The following is an 18,009-nucleotide window of genomic DNA, read 5'->3' as shown; positions in this document are numbered from 1 at the left end:
TTCACCGGTCTCAGGCAAGCGTTTGCGCAAACGCTTGCGCGGCAGCATAGCCCGTTCTACCGTCCCGGGTCATCTGTTCCGATCCTCAACGCGGAGGATGTCGTGCGAAAAATTCTGACCGCGGGGCTGGCCGCCGCGGTGCTGGTCTCGGCGGGTGGGTGCACCGTCGAACGGCACTGGGGCGGCAACACCAACTCCGGTGGTGCCGGGGGCAAGGCCAAGGTCGGCCTGGTCACCAAGACCGACACCAACCCCTACTTCGTCGAACTCCGGGCCGCCGCGAGCGCGGCCGCGCAGGCCAACGGCGCCGACTTCAGCGCGCTGGCCGGTCAGTTCGACGGCGACAACGACGGCCAGGTCCGGGCCATCGAGAACCTGATCCAGCAGGGCGCCACCACCATCCTGATCACGCCCAGCTCGTCCACCGGCGTGCTCGACGCGATCGACCGGGCCCGCAAGGCGGGCGTGCTGGTGATCGCGCTGGACACCGCGACCGAACCGGCGGAGGCGGTCGACGCCACCTTCGCCACCGACAACTTCGCGGCCGGGCAGCAGCAGGGTGCCTACGTCAAGGCCGCGCTCGGCAGCACCCCGCCCAAGCTGTTCATGGTGGACGGCACCGCGGGCAGCACCGTCGACACCCAGCGGCACACCGGGTTCCTCTCCGGCATCGGCCTGGCCGACGGCGCCCCGGAGATCAAGGGCTCGACGCCGGCCAACGGCGACCAGAGCACCGCCCAGCAGGGCGTGGAGAACCTGTTGCAGCGCACCACCGACATCAACGCCGTCTACACGATGAACGAGCCGATGGGCCGCGGCACCTACGCGGCGCTCAAGGCACGCGGGCTGACCGGCCAGATCGTGATGGGCTCGATCGACGGTGGCTGCGAGGGCGTGCAGAACGTGCGCGACGGCCAGTACGCGGCCACGGTCATGCAGTTCCCGAAGAAGATGGCCGAACAGGGGGTGCTCGCCGCCGTCGAGTACGCCAAGTCCGGCACGAAGCCGAGCGGCTTCAACAACACCGGTTCCGTGGTGATCACGAACAAGCCGATGCCGGGTGTGGAAAGCCAGAACACCGACTGGGGTCTGCAGAACTGCTGGGGTGAGAAATGACGAGCGCCACCGCTACGGCCGAGTCCGACCGGCCGACCATCGGCGAGTTCTTCCTGCGCGCCCCGGCCGTCGGGCCGGCGCTGGCGCTGGTGGTCGCCGTGCTCGTGTTCTCCTTCTCCACCGACACCTTCCTCAACCTGGACAACATGTCCCTGGTGGTGCAGCAGTCGCTGGTGATCGGCACGCTCGCACTCGGGCAGACGCTGATCATCCTGACCGCCGGGATCGACCTGGCGAACGCGGCCTCGATGGTGCTCGCGACGTTGATCATGGCGAAGCTGCTCACCGGCGGGGTCGACGGCATCTTCGCGCTGCTGCTGGGGATCGCGGCCACGGTGGTGGTCAGCGCGGTGGTCGGCTCGCTGGTGACCAAGGTGAAGCTGCCGCCGTTCATCGTCACGCTCGGCATGCTGACCATGCTCACCGCCGCGGGACGGCTGTTCGCCGGTGGCGAGGCGATCCCGGTGGCCGACGGGCTGATCAACTGGCTCGGCACCCGCCGCTACCTGTTCGGCGGCATCGAGATCACCTACGGCATGACGCTGGCGCTGATCATGTACCTGGTCATGTGGTACGCGCTGACCAGGACCGCGTGGGGCAAGCACGTGTACGCGGTGGGCAACGCGCCCGAGGCCGCGCGGCTGTCCGGGATCAAGGTCAACCGGACGGTGCTGTCGGTGTACATCGTGGCCGGGGTGATCTTCGGCATCGCCGCGTGGCAGGCGCTGGGCCGCGTGCCCAACGCCGACCCGAACGCCTACCAGCTCGGCAACCTCGACTCGATCACCGCCGTGGTGCTGGGCGGGACCAGCCTGTTCGGCGGCCGCGGTTCGGTGATCGGCACGATGATGGGCGCGCTGATCGTGGCGGTGCTGCGGTCCGGGCTGACCCAGCTGGGCGTGGACGCGCTCTACCAGGACGTGGCGACCGGCGCGCTGGTGATCGCGGCCGTCGCGGTGGACCGATTCGCCAGGAGGCAGCGGTGAATTCTTCGACTGAGCAGCCGACCCTGTCCGCTCGTGGCCTGGTCAAGCGCTACGGCCGGGTGACCGCGATCGACGGCGCCGACTTCGACCTGTACCCGGGCGAGGTGCTCGCCGTGGTCGGCGACAACGGCGCCGGGAAGTCCAGCCTGATCAAGGCGATGTCCGGCGCGGTGGTGCCGGACGAGGGCGAAATCCTGGTCGATGGCAAGGCCGTGCACTTCCGCACGCCGATCGACGCACGCAAGTACGGCATCGAGACGGTGTACCAGGACCTGGCCGTCGCGCCCGCGCTCGACATCGCGTCGAACATGTTCCTGGGGCGGGAAAAGCGGCGGTCCGGGCCGTTCGGGCTGATCCGCAAGCTGGACACCGCGACCATGCGTGCCGAGGCGCAGCGCATCCTCGACGAGCTGGGCATCCAGATCAAGTCGATCACGCAGCCGGTGGAGACGCTCTCCGGTGGGCAGCGGCAGGGCGTGGCGGTGGCGCGCGCGGCGGCGTTCGGCACCAAGGCGGTGATCATGGACGAGCCGACCGCGGCCCTCGGGGTGGCCGAGTCCGGCAAGGTGCTCGCGCTGATCGACCGCATCCGCGAGCGCGGGCTGCCGGTGGTGCTGATCAGCCACAACATGCCGCACGTGTTCGAGATCGCCGACCGGATCCACGTGCACCGCCTCGGCAAGCGGGTGGCCGTGGTCTCGCCGAAGACGCACACGATGAACCAGGTGGTGGGGCTGATCACCGGCGCGCTGCGGATCGGCGCGGACGGGTCGGTGGAGGAGGTCCCGGCGGCCGTGCGGGCCGGGTTGTCCGGATGAGGGTGGTACTCGCCGGACTGTCCACTGTGGATCTGGTGCAGCGGGTGGCGGAGTTGCCGTCACCCGGGGAGAAGGTGCAGTCGCTCGCGGTCGAGGTGGCCGCGGGCGGTCCGGCCGCGAACGCCGCGGTGACGGTGGCGGCGCTGGGCGGCGAGGCGATCCTGCTGACCGTGCTCGGCGCCCACCCGCTCGCCTCGCTGGCCCGCGCCGACCTGGAAGCGTATGGCGTGCGGGTGGTCGACGCGTTGCCGTCGCGGGTGTCGCCGCCGCCGGTGAGCGCGGTGTCGGTGCGGGATTCGGACGGGGAACGCACGGTCGTCTCGCACAACGCCGCGGATGTGCCGGACTTCCCGGCTTCTTCTCTGGTGGACGAGGTTTCCGGGGACTGCGTGCTGCTGGACGGGCACCACCCGGCGCTGGCACTGGCCGTCGCGCGGCGGGCACGGGAACTCGGGGTGCCGGTGGTGCTCGACGCCGGGAGTTGGAAGCCGGTGCTGACGGAACTGCTGCCGCTGGTGGACATCGCGGCGTGCTCGGCGCACTTCCGGGCGCCTGATGGGGTTCTGGAAGTGCCCGTGGTGATCACCACCGCGGGTGCCGAGCCGGTGCGTTATTCCACTGTGGACGAATCGGGCACGGTGCCGGTGCCCGAGGTCGAGGCCGCCGACACGCTGGGCGCCGGGGACGTCTGGCACGGCGCTTTCGCTTATGGCGCAAGACTTCCGTTGGTGGAGCGGATTCGCTTCGCCAACGAGGTGGCCGCCGAACGGGTGTGGCATGCGGGTCCGCGGGCATGGGTTCCCGCGGTCCGCGAGATGAGGAAATAAGGGAGTGCGATGACCTCGTTCGAGGACCTGCTGGCGCGCGCGCAGGGGTTGATCAAATCGGGAGAGCGGGCCGTGCTGGGCATCGTCGGCGCGCCGGCGTCGGGGAAGACCACGCTGGCGTGGGGGCTGGCGAACGCGCTGGGCAACCGGGCCGCGGTGGTCGGCATGGACGGGTTCCACCTGGCGCAGGTGGAGTTGCGGCGGCTCGGGCGGACAGAGCGCAAGGGCGCGCCGGACACCTTCGACGCCGGTGGTTACGTCAGCCTGGTCTCGCGGCTCGCGACGGGCGGGGAGACGGTGTACGCGCCGGAATTCCGCCGGGAGATCGAGGAGCCGATCGCGGGCGCGGTCGCCGTGCCGCCGGAGGTGCCGCTGGTCATCACCGAGGGCAACTACCTGCTGCTGGATTCTTCGCCGTGGTCGCGGATCCCGCCGTTGCTGGCGGAATCGTGGTTCCTCCGGCCTGATGAGGACGACCGCATCGAGCGGCTGGTCTCGCGGCACCGGCACTACGGGCGGTCGCTGGTGGAGGCGCGGCAGCGGGCGCGGGGTTCGGACCAGCGCAACGCCGACCTGATCGCGACGACGGCTTCGCGGGCGGATCTGATCGTGGAGGACATGACGCTGGCGAACTTCTCGCTCTAGGGTGGCGCCATGAGCGTGGTGATCGTCACCGGGGGAAGCCGCGGCATCGGCGCGGAGGTCTGCGTGCAGGCGGCGGAGAGCGGCTACGACGTGGTGGTCAACTACGCCGGAGACGCCTCGGCCGCCGCTTCCGTGGCCTCACGGGTTTCCTCGCTGGGGCGGCGGGCGTTGGCCGTGCAGGGGGACGTGTCCTCGGAGTCGGACGTGGTCGCCTTGTTCGACGCTGCTGCGGAATTGGGGCCGCTGTACGGGCTGGTGAACAACGCGGGCGTCGTCGGGCGGGCGGCGCCGCTGGTGGAGCAGGACGTCTCCACCGTGCGGCGGGTCATGGACGTCAATGTCACCGGGGTGTTCCTGTGCTGCCGGGAAGCCGTCCGCCGCATGACCGACGGCGGGGCGATCGTGAACGTGACCTCGGCCGCCGCGCGCCTGGGCTCGGCGGGCGAATGGGTGCACTACGCCGCGAGCAAGGCCGCGGTCGAGACGATGACCTTCGGCCTGGCGCAGGAGGTGGCTGCCTCCGGCATCCGGGTGAACGCGGTCGCCCCGGGCCTGGTGAACACCTCTTTCCACACCACCGCCGGGGTCCCGGACCGGCTGGACCGCCTGGGCCCCGCGCAGCCGATGGGCCGCGCGGGGGAACCAGCGGAAATCGCCGCCGCCATCCTGTGGCTCCTCTCGCCCGCCGCCTCGTACGCCACCGGCGCCACCCTCCCCATAACCGGCGGCCGCTAACCCCACCCCCGAACCCCACACTCACGCACCCGAACCCCACACCCGGACAGCCGAGTTACACGCTCGGGCTCCCGAGTCCCACACTCAGGCGCCGAAGTTTCACGTTCAGGCAGCCGAGCTCCGCATTCGGGCACCCGAGCAGCACGTTCGCGCAGCCGAGTTCCACAGCCATGCAACCCGAGCCCACGTTCAGGCACCTGAGTGCCACGCTCGGGACAGCCGTGTCCGCACTCGGGCATCTGAGTGCCACGTTCGGGCAGCCGGGTCCGGCGTTCAGGTAGCCGAGTTCCGCACCCGCGCCCAGCCCTACGTTCGCGGCGCCGGGGCCCAAGATCCCCGAGGCGGGCGCCCACCAGTGTCACGAATGTGGCTTTCGGGACGCCAGACGTCTCGAAAGCCACATTCGTGATACCGCTCAGTCGGCGGGGAACTCGTAGGCGAGTTCGTAGCGGTCTCCGGAGAGGCGCATGTCGTTCACCTCGACGGCGACGCCCGCGGTGTCGAAGGCGATCCGGCGCACGACGAGGATCGGCGTGCCTGCGCTGAGTTGCAGCAACGACGCCTCATCGGGCGTCGGCATGCGGGCACCGACGGTCTCGCTGAAGTGCCCGAGTTCGTGCCCGGCCTCCTCCAGGCGGGCATAGCTGCCGCCGGGGCCGGTGTCGGGTTGTTCGATCGCAGTGCCTTCGGTGAGCGACCGCGGAAGCCGCGAGGTGGCGAGCTGGATCGGCTGCCCGTCCGCGCTCATCACCCGCTCGCGGACGAGGACTTCGGCCCCTTCGCCGACCCCGAGAATGGCCGCGACTTCCTCGCTCGCCGCCTCGGTACGAATCTCGACCTCGACCGCGGGAGCGAATTGATTGACTTCGGCGTCTCCGAGGAAGGCTCCCTTCCCCGCCGCGCGCGCCGCTCGAGTGAGCCTCTCGGGTGAGCGAGCCAGCCGGTACTTCTCGCGGACGAACACGCCTTTGCCATGGATGGCCACGACCAGGCCCTCCTCGGTCAGGAGGCGGATTGCCTCGCGGGCGGTGTTTCGCGCCACGCCGTGTTCGTCGGAAAGGGTGCGTTCGGAGGGCAGTCTCATTCCCCGGGCGAGCGCGCCCGAGTTGATCGCCTCGCGCAGTTCGGCGGCGAGTCGCCGACTGGGCAGTTCACTGCTGGCCACTCCATCAGGGTACTGGTTCAAGCCAGTTGGTTGACAAGGGTGCGATGGGGTTGTTCACTGGCTCAAGCCAGAACAGGCTCAAGCCAGTTGGAGGGTGGCCATGGGCAGGGAGCGTGGACTCAACGAGTTCCTGGACGAGCTGGTGGCAGCGGGTGAGCTCGGGTCGGCGGCCATTTCGGCTCGGACGGTTCGCTCCCTCCAGCCGCTCGAGCTTCAGCGTGATCACTCGGTGCTGGAGCTCGGGGTGGGTTCCGGGGTGACGACGGCGGTGCTCGCCGAGACCGTGGGCCACGGTGGGCTGGTGACCACTGTGGACACTGACATCGATCGGGTGGTGTTGGCGCGCAAGCGGCTGGTGCGCCACTACGGGCACGTGTCCGTGCTCCACGGTGAGACAGCCGCTGGTGCGCCGCGGTATGCGCCGTTCGATCGGGTGCTCGCGCACGGCGACATCCGGCTCGGGCGGTTGCCATACGCCTGGGTCGAGCAGGCCGAGCCCGGCGCCCTCATCCTCGCGCCGGTCCAGCCCGGCTTCCTGGTCCGATTCACCGTGCACCACGACGGCACCGCCACCGGGCGGCCGGTGCTCGTGCAGCCCGGGCCGCTCGAGGTGCGGTGGCAGCTCCACTGGGACGAGCGCGAGGCGACCCAGTCGGTCACCCACACCCAGCCGTGGGCGCTGCTGGAGAACCCCGGCCCGCGCTGGGCGCTCGCGGTCGCCGTGCCGTCGTGTGAGTACGAGGTGGCGGGCGAGAATCCGAGGCTGGCGTGGCTGCGCGACCCGTTCACCAGTTCGTGGGCTTCGGTCGCGCCCGGAAAAGGCGCGTACGTGGTGCGTCAGACCGGCCCGCGCCGTCTCTGGGACGAGACCGAGGCCGCCTACCGCTGGTGGATCCGCTGCGGCACACCGGAACCCCGCGACTGGGAGTGGGTGGTGTCGCGAGAACGGCAGAACGTGCGGCTCCGGCCCGAAATTCTTTGAACCGGGCACGGGGAGGTCACGTTTTGTGGTCGACAAGGTCGGGTACGTGGGCGGCAACGGGGAATTCACGGAGGGTGGGTGAAGGTCGGAACCGGGCCACTAGTGGAAGGGCGGCCGCGAAGCGATGCCGAGATTGAAGTCCGTGCACCACCTGGCCCTCACGGTCACCGACGTGGACCGGAGTGTGCCGTGGTACGTGCGGGTCCTCGCGCTCGAGGAGGCCACCCGGCGCGAGGATCCGGAGACCGGGCTTCGGAAGGTGGTGCTCAAGTCCGCTGACCACGGGTTCTCACTGGTGCTCGTGCAGCACCCCGACACCGAGCGCCCCTGGTTCGACGAGCGGCGCACCGGACTGGACCACGTGGCCTTCTGCGTCGGCTCGCGGGAGGAGCTCGAGGGGTGGGAGCGCCGCCTCGCCGAGCACGGGGTCACCTACAGCGCGGCCAAGGCCTCACGCACGCTGCCCGGGTCCGAGGTCGTCGTCTTCCGTGATCCGGACGGCATCCAGCTGGAGGTCTGGGCAGATACCGACAGTTAGCTCGGCGTCGGTGTCCACCGGCTTCTTCATCTCCTGCCGGTACCGCCAGAACCCCCAGCCGGTGCCGAGCACGAAGAACGCCACGCTCAGCCACACGACCAGCGTCTTCAGCCACGGCAGCACGTCCAGCAGCCCGGCGCCGTAGTAACCGAGCAGGACCAGCGTCGGCACCCACAGCACGCCGCCGGCCGCCGTCGCCAGTGCGAAGCGCTTCGGGTCCATGCGTGCGGCACCGGCGATCAGCGGCGCCAGCGTGCGCACCCACGGGATCCACCGCGCCGCGACGATGGCGAAGAAACCCCGCCGGTCGAGGAACGCGCGGGCCCGCTCCAGGTTCTGGCGGTTCAGCACCTTGCCGCCGCGCCGGGCGACCAGTCTGGTGCCGGTGTGCTTGCCGATGTAGTAGCCGATCTGGTTGCCGACCACCGCGACGATCAGCGCCGCCAGCGACAGCAGCCAGGCGCTCAGCTCGGCGTGGTGCTGCGCGAGCACCACGCCGGCGCCGAACAACAACGAGTCACCGGGCAGAAACAGGCCGACGATCAGCGCACACTCGACGAAGACGAAACTGAGCACGATGACCCACACCAGCGTCGGACCGGCTGTGTCCAGCCAGCTCACGCCGGTGCCCGCGGCCAGTAGCTCCGTCACGTTCGCAGCCTACGTGCCGAGCCCAAGACGAGCCTGAAACCACGCCCGATTCGCCCGATTAGTCCGACCTGCTCACTTCCCCGAATGCTATGAATGGGGCATTACTTGCAATCAACGCAAGTAATGCCCCACTCCTAGCATTGGCCGGTCCTAGCAGCGCACGGCTACATCGGGGGTAGGGCTTCCCCCTGGACGGCTTGGATGTCCAGTTCGACGCGGACGACGGTGCCGATCGCCGCGACTCCCGCGCGCACCATGGCGTTGTAGTTGATCGCGAAGTCGTCCCGGCGCAGCTGCGTCTCCGCGTGGAAGGCCGCTCGCGTCCCGCCCCACGGGTCGGCTTCGCAGCCGCCGTAGCGCAGGTCCAGTTCGACCTCCCGCCGCTGCCCGTGCAGCGTGAGCACGCCGTGCATGGTCCAGTTCACCGGCCCGTGCTGGCGCAGCCCGGTGCTGGCGAACTCGATCACCGGGTACCGCTCCACGTCCAGGAAGTCCGGGGAACGCAGGTGGTCGTCGCGCATCTTGATGCCGGTGTCGATCGCCGCGGCCTTGATCTCGGCCTGGACCGCCGACCGCTCCGCCGGGCGCGCCACGGTGATGCGCCCGGACAGCTCCGAGAACCGCGCCTTGATGCTGGCGATGCCGAGGTGGCGGGCGGTGGCCACGACCGACGAGTGTGCCGGGTCGATCACCCACGGACCCACCGGCGGCAGCTGGACCGCCTCCGCGTTCGACTCCAGCACGACCTCGCCGAGCGAGCCCGTGCCGTCGGCGCCGACCCGCGCGGTGCGGGCGACCGGGGCGAACCCGGCCGCCGTGAGCACCGCGGTGTACACCCCGGCGGGCAACGGCGGGGTGGCGACGACGCCGAGTTCGTCCGCCTCCACCCTGGCCACCTGCTTGCCGGTCAGGTCGGTCACGGTCAGCACGGCGTGCGCCACGGCCCAGCCTTCGGCGCCACTGATCTGCGCCCGCAGTCCCGCTGTGCTCATGCCCGTCCGTTCGTCAGCTCGTCGATCACCTGGTCGTAGCCGAGCCGGACGTCATGGGTGGAATCACCGCCACCCGTCAGCTCGAGCCTGCTGGTGGCCGGAGGGTACCCGCTGGCCACGACGGTGTAGGTGCCTTCGGGGAGATCGCTGATCACGTAGTTGCCCGAGTGGTTGGTCCGCGACACGGCCGCGACCCGGCCCTCCGGGTCGAGCACGGTGATCCGCGCGTCCGGCACCGGCTGGTCGGCCTCGTTGCGCGCGGTGCCGGTGAGCACCACCGCGCCGCTGAGCGACACGTCGTGACGCAGCACCCCGCAGTCCGGCACGGTCAGGGTGACCGCGACCGGCCGCAGGTGCTCCCCGCTGGCGACCAGCGTGTAGCTGCCCGCGCCGATGCCGTGGAAGGCGTACCGGCCCGCTTCGTCGGTGGCCGACGCGCCGGCGACCTCGCCGCGTTCGTCGGTCAGGGTCACGGTGACCGCGTGCAGCGGCTCACCCGAGCCCAACGAGGTGACCACGCCGCTGACCTCGCCCGAACCGGCGAGCGTGAGGTCCAGCTTCGCCGGGCCGTCGCCGACGACCACGCTGGAGGCCTGCGGCTCGTGCCCGGCCGCCGAGACGATCAGCACGTAGGTGCCGGGGCTGGGCGTGCCGATGCTGTACTCGCCGTCGCCCCCGCCGGTGGCCCGCGAGACCTGCCTGCCGCTCTGGTCGATCAGCGTCAGCGCCGCCCGGACCACCGGGCTGCCGTCCTGGCGCCGGACGTACCCGGTGATCGGCGGCCCGGCTTCGAGCCGCCCGCTGACGGCCGCGTTCGAAATCGGCTGGATCATGCCCTGCATTGTGGCGTGCCCGTTCCCTTCCGGCCGCGCGTGCGCCCCCACCAGTTCCGGCTCCGGCCGGCGCAGCGCCTGGTCGACCTCTTCCCAGGTGTCGGTCTTCGCGGTCGCCTTCTCGGGCTCCTCGTCGACCAGCGCCTCGCCGCCTTCGAGCACCGAGGCCGCGGCCGACGGCGCCCCGCCGGCGAGCGGGATCTCCCGCATGAACAGCAGCACCACGAAGGCCACCAGGGTGACCGCCGCCGCGCACCAGAACACCGTGGTGATCGACTCGGTGAACCCGGTCAGGACCGGGATCTTCAGCTCGTCGGGCAGGTTCGCGATGCCGGAGGTGTCGGACTGGAAGTTGCCCAGCTGTGCCCCGGCTTCCGGCGGCAGCGCGCCGCCGAAGGCCTTGGCGATGTTGTCGGCCAGGGTGTTGAACAGGATGGTCAGGAACACCGCGACACCCGCGGTACCACCGATCTGGCGGAAGAAGGTCGCGGTCGCGGTGGACACGCCCATGTCGCTGCGCGGCCCGGCGTTCTGCACCGCGATGACCAGGGTCTGCATGCAGCTACCGAGGCCGAGGCCGATGATCCCGGCGGCGAGCAGCGGGTGCCACAGCGCGCTGTCGTACTCGACCTGCGCGAAGAACACCGAACCGGCGGTGATGATCAGCGTGCCGATGATCGGGAAGATCTTGTACCGGCCGGTGCGGCTGGTGATCTGCCCGGAGACCACCGACGCGGTCATGATGCCGAGCATCAGCGGCAGCATCAGCAACCCGGACTCGGTCGGCGAGTACCCCTGCACCACCTGCATGTACTGCGGGATCATCATGATCGCGCCGAACATGCCGATACCGACGATGAAACTGCCGGCGATGGCCACGGAGAAGGTGCCGTTGCCGAACAACCGCAGCGGGATCAGCGCCTCGTCCTTCATCAGCCTTTCCACGAACAGGAACGCCACGATCCCGACGCCGCCGATGACGTAGCAGGCGATCGCCTCGGCCGAGGCCCAGCCCCACTTGTTGCCCTGCTCGGCGACGATCAGCAGCGGCACCACGGCCACCACCAGCGCCAGCCCGCCCCACCAGTCGATGCGGTGGTCGTGGCGTTCGTGCGGCACGTTCAGCACCTTGGCCACGATGGCGAAGGCGGCCACGCCGATCGGCACGTTGATCAGGAACACCCAGCGCCAGCCGGTGATGCCGGCGATCGAGTCGATGTCGGCGAAGAACCCGCCGAGCACCGGGCCGAGCACCGTGGAGACACCGAAGACGGCGAGGAAGAAGCCCTGGTAGCGGGCGCGTTCCCGGGGCGGCACGATGTCGCCGATGATGGTCATCGCCAGCGACATCAGCCCACCGGCGCCGAGGCCCTGGACCGCGCGGAAGGCGGCGAGCTGGTACATCGAGTCGGCGAAGGTCGAGGCGATCGAGCCGATCACGAAGATCGAGATCGCGGCCAGGTAGAACGGCCGCCGCCCGTAGATGTCGGACAGCTTGCCGTAGATCGGCGTGACGATCGTCGAGGTGATCAGGTAGGCGGTGGTGATCCACGCCTGGAGGTCGAACCCGTGCAGGTCGTTGGCGATCCGGACGATCGAGGTGCCGACGATGGTCTGGTCCAGCGCGGCCAGGAACATGCCGGACATCAGGCCGATCAGGATGGTGACGATCTGCCGGTGCGTGAGGCGCTCGGGTTCGGGTTCCGGCGCGGCGTGCTGCGGTGGTTGCACCGGGTTGGCGGCGCGGGTCATCTGGTGCCCCCCTTGGGCTGTGCTTGGTCTTCGGCGTGCTGCGCCTGCTGCTTTTCGATGCCGACGTTGAGCCGGTCGAGCAGGCGCATCAGGGTCTGCCGGTCCCCGTCCGGCCAGTCCGCGAGCAGTGCGGCGAGCCACACGTTGCGCGTCTTGCGGTTCTCCTCGAACACCCGCAGGCCCTCGGCGGTCGGCGCGAGCAGGCAGGCACGGCCGTCTTCGGGATCGGCGGTGCGCTCCACCAGGCCGTGCTGCACCAGCGAACTGCTCTGCCTGCTGATCGTGGAGATCTCCGAGTGCAGAGCTTCGGCGAGCTTGCTGGTGCGCTGCGGGCCCTCGTGGATCAGGGTGAACAGGATCGCGTAGGCGGCCCGTTCGATGCCGTCCGGACCCTGCTTGGCCACCTGCGCCTTGGCGCGGTTGACCAGGCGCATGAAGCGGACGAGCTGGAAGCCGAGCTCGTCGGCCAGATCGAGCTCGGCTTCCGTGGCCGGCGGCGGTTCGCCGTGAAGAGGTGCCATGACCGGGTCTTTCGTGGGGTATGTCGGCTTTGGGTTGTTTGATCTCTGCAACTAGTTGCCTCAAGCAAGAATGTGCCCGCGAGCGGGCCTCGCGCAACCCGATTACCCGCGTTGTGGCTGAGCCCACCCTCGATCGGTGGGCTGTTTTCAGAGGCCGAGGCGGCGCAGGACCTCGTCGAGCTGATCGACCAGCGTCGCGGTCTCCTCGCCCATGGTGGCGCGCAGGTAGAGGCCGTCCCCGATGGCGCCGACGATCTCGGCGGTCAGCGGGTCGTCGATGTGCTCGGCGACCATTTCGCGCCAGAACAGGGCGCACTCCTTGATCGTCTCGGTGACCCGGGGGTCGCTGCCGACCTGGCGCAGCGCCGCCATCGAGGCCCGGTGCGCCGGCTTGTCCATCGAGGCGTCGGTCACCGACGAGGTGAGGAAGTAGCGGACGACGCCTTCCGGCGCGGTCTTGGCGTGCTCGATGTCGGCGAGGCTGAGCCGTCGCAGGCGCTCCAGCAGGCCGTCGAGCAGGGCTTCCTTCGAGTTGAAGTGGTAGAGCAGGCCGCCTTTGGACACGTTCGCCTTCGCCGCGACGGCGTCGAGCGTGACCGAGCCGGGGCCGTGCTCGATGAGGATGTCCTGGTAGGCGTCGAGCACGGTTTCACGGGCGGAAGGCTTGGGCACGAGTTGACTGTACCGTCTGGACGGTTTACTTTCGAATGGGGCGGTAACTGTACCGTCTAGACTGTTCAGTAAGCAGGGAGAAATCGTGGTCAAGGCAGGCCGCCGGGAGTGGGCGGCGTTGGCCGTCCTGGTGTTGCCGGTGTTGTTGATCAGCGTCGACATGACCGTGCTGGGGTTCGCGCTGCCGTACCTCAGCGAAGACCTCGCGCCGACCGGCACCGAGCAGCTCTGGATCGTGGACATCTACTCGTTCATGCTCGCCGGGCTGCTGGTGCTGATGGGCACGCTCGGCGACCGCGTCGGCCGCCGCAAGCTGCTGCTCGCCGGTGCGGTCGCGTTCGGCGTGGCCTCGGTGCTGGCGGCGTTCGCCACCAGCGCGTGGCTGCTGATCGCCGCGCGGGCGCTGCTCGGCGTCGGCGGGGCGACGCTGATGCCGTCGACCTTGTCGCTGATCCGCGGCATCTTCGTCGACCAGGCGCAGCGGCGCGTGGCGATCGCCGTGTGGAGCGCCGGGTTCTCCGGCGGCATGGCGCTCGGCCCGGTGGTCGGCGGCTGGCTGCTGGAGCACTTCTGGTGGGGCTCGGTGTTCCTGATCAACGTGCCGGTGATGGTGGTGCTGCTGATCGCCGGTCCGCTGCTGCTGCCGGAGGCGCGCGACCCGAACCCCGGCCGCTTCGACCCGCTGTCCGCGGTGCTGTCACTGGCGACGATGCTGCCGATCGTCTACGGCATCAAGCTGTTCGCCGAGCACGGGTTCGACCTCAAGGCCGTGGTGAGCGTGCTCGCCGGTGCCGGGCTCGGGGTGCTCTTCGTGCGACGGCAGCAGTCGCTGGCCGATCCGATGCTCGACCTCGCGTTGTTCCGGAACCGCGAGTTCTCCACCTCGGTGGTGACCAACCTGCTCGGCGTGTTCGCGCTGACCGGGCTGCTGTTCCTGGTGCCGCAGTACCTGCAGCTGGTGCTCGGGCTGCGGCCGATGGTGGCCGCGCTCTGGCTGCTGCCGACCACGGTGGCCGGGGTGGCGGGCGCGCTGCTCGCCGCCCGGCTGGCGCGGCGGCTCCCGGTGTCCACGCTGGTCGGTGGCGGGCTGCTGCTGGCGGCGGCGGGCTTCGGGCTGCTGCTCGGCATCGGCGTGGATTCGGGGCTGGCCGTGCTGGTGGTCGGCTTCGCGCTGGTCGGTCTTGGCGTGTCCCTGTCGGAGACGCTGACGAACGACCTGATCGTCACGGCCGCGCCGCCGGAGCGCGCGGGTGCCGCGTCGGCGATCTCGGAAACCGGCTTCGAACTCGGCGGTGCGCTGGGGACCGCGGTGATCGGCAGTGTGGCGACGGCGGTCTACCGCGCCGGCGTGCCGGAAAGCGCGGGCGAGGCCGCGCGGGAAACACTCGGTGGTGCCACGGCGACGGTCAGCGGCGAACTGCTGCACACCGCGCAGGCGGCCTTCGTCAGCGGCCTGCACGTGACGGCCGTGCTCGGCACGGTCCTGCTCACCTACACCGGGGTGCAGGCGATGATCCTGCTTCGCCGCCGCCGCGCCGTGAATGTGGCTTTCACGGCATAGAACGCCGGGAAAGCCACATTCACCGCAGAGCTCAGAGCACGACGGTCGGGGTGACGACGGTGCGCCGGGAGGTCTCCGTGCCGACGTACACCACGATCTGCGTGGTGCCGCGCGGCACGTCGTCCAGCACGAACCGGCCACCTTCGTCGGCCGTGGTGGAGGTGGTGCCGTGCTCGGCCACCCGCACCTCGACCCCGTGTTCACCGGCGGGCACCAGCCAGCCGTCGATCCGGTGGTGCTTGCCGATCTTGGTCAGGTTGATCATCACGGTCAGATCGCTGACGGTGAAGGTGATCGTGCCCTCGTCGCTGCCGCCACGAACGCCTTCCAGCGCGTTCGCGTGCACCCAGCGGGCCACCTCCACGTCGAGGCTCTCCAGCGCGATGGCGAACTGCACCCGCTCGACCAGGTCACCCGGTGGCGGGTCCAGCTGGTCCATCAGCCGGTCCAGGTCCATGAGCAGCGCCTCGTCCTCGGGATTCGCGCTCCCCCCGAACTCCTCGATTCCGTTCATTGGCTGCCCCCTTCGGCCTCGAACAATGTGCGCAACCGGGTCAGGCAGCGTCGCCTGGTCGGTCCGATGCTGCCACGCGGTATCCGCAGTGCTTCGGCCACCGAGTGGTATTCGGCACGGCCAGCCAGGACGGTCAGCCGGAGCAGGTCCTGGCAGTTCTGCGGCAGGGTGAGAAACGCCCGCCACATCCGGCTGTCCCGGTCGGTGCGCACGGCCTCGGCCTCCGGAGCCGGCTGGGTGCTCGGCACCCGCTCGGCCATCTCCTCGGTCAGTGGGACGGGTGGCGTCTTGCGGCCGTAGGGCCGCTGCGCCTCCCGCCGCGCGGTGGTGATCAGCCAGCCGGCCAGCGCCCGTGGTTCGTGCAGCTGGTCGAGGTGGCTGAACAGGGCCAGCCACACCGTCTGGACCACGTCCTCGGCGGTGTGCCGGTCCAGGCCGTTGGCCCTGGCGACGTGCCAGACCAGCGGGGTGAGTTCGGCGACGAGCCGATCCATGGCCACCCGGTCACCCGCTCTGGCGGCCTGCATGCAGGCCGCGTACAGGTCGGTGCCCTGGAGGCCCTCCCACGGTGGATCCGCCTCCGCGGTGCGCACTTCGGTCATTGAATCGACCCCCCAACGGGTGTCCGCTGCTCCTCAAGTTGGCGCTCGCAGTATCGCGGGACCATCGGGATTAGAGAGCACATGGGTGAGCACTGGATACATAAGTCACTTACTTGGCGTAGTAGGAGCGTATTACCTGAACACGGAAAAGAGCACACCTCGCGGTGTGCTCATCCACTCCGGGTTGCCGGAGTGGGTGCCGGCCGGCGCCGGTGGAGTCGGTCTGGGACCGACTCCGGCGCCGACCGGCGAACCCCACCCATTCCAGGCGACCCCGCCCCCGCGGCCGCCTGCCCCCTTCCCGGGTGGCCCTGTTCCCCCGTGCGCCGCTCGCCCGTCCCGGTCCAAGCCGGGCCGATGACCCCCTTAGGGCCGTTTCCGGCCACACCGGCCCCGTCTGCCTGGACTCCCCGCCGCGTGCGAGCACTGCACCTCCTCCTCAGGGCTATCGGGTTTCCCAGGGGCGGTGGTGTCCGGCGGCCCCCTCGGCTGTCGGACACCACGTGGCCCCTGCTGGCGATCGCCCCGGCCGCCGGGCGTCCCCGGTGGTCAAGTGATCGTTGCCCCATATGACGCAGGGAGGCGGGCCGCAGATACACACCGCGGCCAAAATTTCCGGCGACTTCTTCCATTGGGGGGAAGGGCCTACCTTGGGGTGATGAGCGATGACGCCTTGGTCACCAGGTTGCGGGCCGAACTCGGCAAGGACGCGGTACTCACCGACACCGACGTCACCGCCGCCTACTCGCGCGACATGATGCCGCTGGCCCCGGTCGGCACCCCGCTGGCGGTGGTGCTGCCCGCCGACGTCGAGCAGGTGCAGGCGGTGGTCCGGGCGTGCGCCGAGGCGAAGGTGCCGATCGTGCCGCGGGGTGCGGGCAGCGGGCTGTCCGGCGCGGCCAACGCGATCGACGGCTGCGTGGTGCTGGTGCTGACCAAGCTGAACCAGATCGTCGAGATCGACGCGGGCAACCGGCTCGCCGTGGTCCAGCCGGGCGTGGTCAACCTCGACTTCCGCAACGCGGTGGAGAAGAACGGGCTGTTCTACCCGCCGGACCCGTCCAGCTACGACTGGTGCACGATCGGCGGCAACCTGTCCACCAACGCCGGCGGCCTGTGCTGCGTGAAGTACGGGGTCACCACGGATTCGGTGCTGGGCCTGGAAGTGGTGCTCGCCGACGGGTCACTGCTGAAGACCGGCCGCCGCACGGTCAAGGGCGTGGCCGGGTACGACCTGGCGCGGTTGTTCGTCGGCAGCGAGGGCACGCTCGGCGTGATCACCCAGGCGACGGTGGCGCTGAAGCCGCTGCCGCAGGCGCCCGCGACGCTGGTCGCCGGGTTCACCAGCACCGCGGCCGCCGGGGAGGCGGTGGCGCGGGTGGTGCGCGAGGGACTGGTGCCGTCGCTGATGGAGATCATGGACGCCACCTCGATCAAGGCGGCCGAGACGTACCTGCGCACCGACATCGGCGCCGGGTCGGACTGCCAGGCGCTGTTGTTGTGCCAGTCGGACTCCGGTGGCGAGGTGGCGCGGCGGGAACTGGCGGCGCTGGAGCAGATCTGCCTCGACTGCGGGTCCGACATGACCTACGCCACGGACGACCTGGCCGAGGGCAACATGCTGCTGCAGGCACGGCGGGTGGTGCTGACCGCGCTGGAGACCTACGGCGTCTGGCTGACCGACGACGTGTGCGTGCCGCGGACCCGGATCGCCGAGCTGATCGCGGGGTGCCAGCGGATCAGCGAGGAGGTCGGGCTGCGGATCGCCGTGGTCGGCCACGCCGGCGACGGCAACATGCACCCGACGATCGTCTACTCGCCGGACTCCGAAGACGAGTTCGCGCGGGCGCAGCGGGCGTTCGACGCGATCCTCGAGGTCGGCATGTCACTGGGCGGGACGGTCACCGGGGAGCACGGCGTCGGCAAGATCAAGCGGGAGTGGCTGGAGCGGGAGATCGGCCCGGTCGGGTTGCGGGTGCACCGGGAGATCAAACGCGCGCTGGACCCGGAGAACCTCTTCAACCCGGGCTCCATGTTCGCGATGTGAACGCTCTGAATGCTATGAGTGGGGCATTACTTGCAATGGATGCAAGTAATGC

Annotated in this window: 18 protein-coding genes; 10 read left to right on the top strand and 8 right to left on the bottom strand. The window is 70.0% G+C overall.

All coding sequences use genetic code 11. The features are described from left to right. Window positions 1-102: 102 nt before the first annotated feature. Genes JOM49_RS07975 through JOM49_RS07950 form a run of 6 tightly spaced genes read left to right on the top strand, consistent with a single transcriptional unit; the run spans window position 103 to window position 5,127 of the window. Window positions 103-1,116 carry a substrate-binding domain-containing protein gene (locus JOM49_RS07975; protein ID WP_282769706.1) on the top strand — a complete coding sequence of 338 codons (1,014 nt, stop codon included), beginning with the start codon at window positions 103-105 and terminating at the stop codon, window positions 1,114-1,116. Then, window positions 1,113-2,102, top strand: coding sequence for an ABC transporter permease (locus JOM49_RS07970; RefSeq protein ID WP_209663697.1), 990 nt, complete (start codon window positions 1,113-1,115; stop codon window positions 2,100-2,102). The genes JOM49_RS07975 and JOM49_RS07970 overlap by 4 nt, the downstream gene beginning before the upstream one ends. Then, the gene (locus JOM49_RS07965) at window positions 2,099-2,920 is read left to right on the top strand and encodes an ATP-binding cassette domain-containing protein (protein WP_209663696.1); all 822 of its coding nucleotides are present in this window, start codon (window positions 2,099-2,101) and stop codon (window positions 2,918-2,920) included. The genes JOM49_RS07970 and JOM49_RS07965 overlap by 4 nt, the downstream gene beginning before the upstream one ends. Then, window positions 2,917-3,747, top strand: a complete 831-nt coding sequence (locus tag JOM49_RS07960) for a PfkB family carbohydrate kinase (protein WP_209663695.1) — start codon at window positions 2,917-2,919, stop codon at window positions 3,745-3,747. Before JOM49_RS07965 ends, JOM49_RS07960 begins: the two co-directional genes overlap by 4 nt. 9 nt (window positions 3,748-3,756) lie before the next feature. Continuing rightward, a complete protein-coding gene (locus JOM49_RS07955; RefSeq protein ID WP_209663694.1) occupies window positions 3,757-4,392 on the top strand; it encodes a nucleoside/nucleotide kinase family protein in 636 nt (211 codons plus the stop codon). 9 nt (window positions 4,393-4,401) lie between these two features. Beyond that, window positions 4,402-5,127, top strand: coding sequence for an SDR family oxidoreductase (locus JOM49_RS07950; protein ID WP_209663693.1), 726 nt, complete (start codon window positions 4,402-4,404; stop codon window positions 5,125-5,127). Between the two features lie 415 nt (window positions 5,128-5,542). Here JOM49_RS07950 and JOM49_RS07945 read toward each other — a convergent pair whose 3' ends face one another. Beyond that, on the bottom strand, window positions 5,543-6,292 hold the full coding sequence (locus JOM49_RS07945) for a GntR family transcriptional regulator (RefSeq protein ID WP_308158685.1): 750 nt from the start codon (window positions 6,290-6,292) through the stop codon (window positions 5,543-5,545). Between the two features lie 100 nt (window positions 6,293-6,392). Between JOM49_RS07945 and JOM49_RS07940 the strand changes: the two genes are divergently transcribed. Continuing rightward, window positions 6,393-7,274, top strand: coding sequence for a methyltransferase domain-containing protein (locus JOM49_RS07940; protein WP_209663692.1), 882 nt, complete (start codon window positions 6,393-6,395; stop codon window positions 7,272-7,274). 124 nt (window positions 7,275-7,398) lie between these two features. After that, window positions 7,399-7,812, top strand: a complete 414-nt coding sequence (locus JOM49_RS07935) for a VOC family protein (RefSeq protein ID WP_209663691.1) — start codon at window positions 7,399-7,401, stop codon at window positions 7,810-7,812. Here the strand turns inward: JOM49_RS07935 and JOM49_RS07930 are convergent. The 5 genes from JOM49_RS07930 to JOM49_RS07910 form a co-directional block, all read right to left on the bottom strand. Then, on the bottom strand, window positions 7,726-8,463 hold the full coding sequence (locus JOM49_RS07930) for a DedA family protein (protein WP_209663690.1): 738 nt from the start codon (window positions 8,461-8,463) through the stop codon (window positions 7,726-7,728). The two genes, JOM49_RS07935 and JOM49_RS07930, sit on opposite strands and share 87 nt — an antisense overlap. 164 nt (window positions 8,464-8,627) lie before the next feature. After that, window positions 8,628-9,455, bottom strand: a complete 828-nt coding sequence (locus tag JOM49_RS07925; RefSeq protein ID WP_209663689.1) for a YceI family protein — start codon at window positions 9,453-9,455, stop codon at window positions 8,628-8,630. After that, window positions 9,452-12,040, bottom strand: coding sequence for an MFS transporter (locus JOM49_RS07920; protein WP_209663688.1), 2,589 nt, complete (start codon window positions 12,038-12,040; stop codon window positions 9,452-9,454). The genes JOM49_RS07925 and JOM49_RS07920 overlap by 4 nt, the downstream gene beginning before the upstream one ends. Then, window positions 12,037-12,561, bottom strand: a complete 525-nt coding sequence (locus tag JOM49_RS07915; protein WP_209663687.1) for a MarR family winged helix-turn-helix transcriptional regulator — start codon at window positions 12,559-12,561, stop codon at window positions 12,037-12,039. The genes JOM49_RS07920 and JOM49_RS07915 overlap by 4 nt, the downstream gene beginning before the upstream one ends. Before the next feature lie 147 nt (window positions 12,562-12,708). After that, the gene (locus JOM49_RS07910; RefSeq protein ID WP_209663686.1) at window positions 12,709-13,233 is read right to left on the bottom strand and encodes a TetR/AcrR family transcriptional regulator; all 525 of its coding nucleotides are present in this window, start codon (window positions 13,231-13,233) and stop codon (window positions 12,709-12,711) included. Between the two features lie 61 nt (window positions 13,234-13,294). On the opposite strand from JOM49_RS07910, the gene JOM49_RS07905 reads away from it, so the two are divergent. Further along, window positions 13,295-14,794: an MFS transporter gene (locus tag JOM49_RS07905; RefSeq protein WP_245370054.1), complete on the top strand. Its 1,500-nt coding sequence runs from the start codon at window positions 13,295-13,297 to the stop codon at window positions 14,792-14,794. Window positions 14,795-14,825: 31 nt separating this feature from the next. Here the strand turns inward: JOM49_RS07905 and JOM49_RS07900 are convergent, their stop codons facing one another. After that, the gene (locus tag JOM49_RS07900) at window positions 14,826-15,308 is read right to left on the bottom strand and encodes a peptidase associated/transthyretin-like domain-containing protein (protein ID WP_209663684.1); all 483 of its coding nucleotides are present in this window, start codon (window positions 15,306-15,308) and stop codon (window positions 14,826-14,828) included. After that, a complete protein-coding gene (locus JOM49_RS07895) occupies window positions 15,305-15,910 on the bottom strand; it encodes an RNA polymerase sigma factor (protein WP_209663683.1) in 606 nt (201 codons plus the stop codon). The genes JOM49_RS07900 and JOM49_RS07895 overlap by 4 nt, the downstream gene beginning before the upstream one ends. A gap of 658 nt (window positions 15,911-16,568) precedes the next feature. Here JOM49_RS07895 and JOM49_RS07890 point away from each other — a divergent pair. Next, a complete protein-coding gene (locus JOM49_RS07890) occupies window positions 16,569-17,957 on the top strand; it encodes an FAD-binding oxidoreductase (protein WP_209663682.1) in 1,389 nt (462 codons plus the stop codon). Window positions 17,958-18,009: the final 52 nt, after the last annotated feature.

It is taken from the genome of Amycolatopsis magusensis, from assembly GCF_017875555.1.
GTDB lineage: Bacteria > Actinomycetota > Actinomycetes > Mycobacteriales > Pseudonocardiaceae > Amycolatopsis > Amycolatopsis magusensis.
This window is presented reverse-complemented; position numbering and strand designations above follow the sequence as displayed.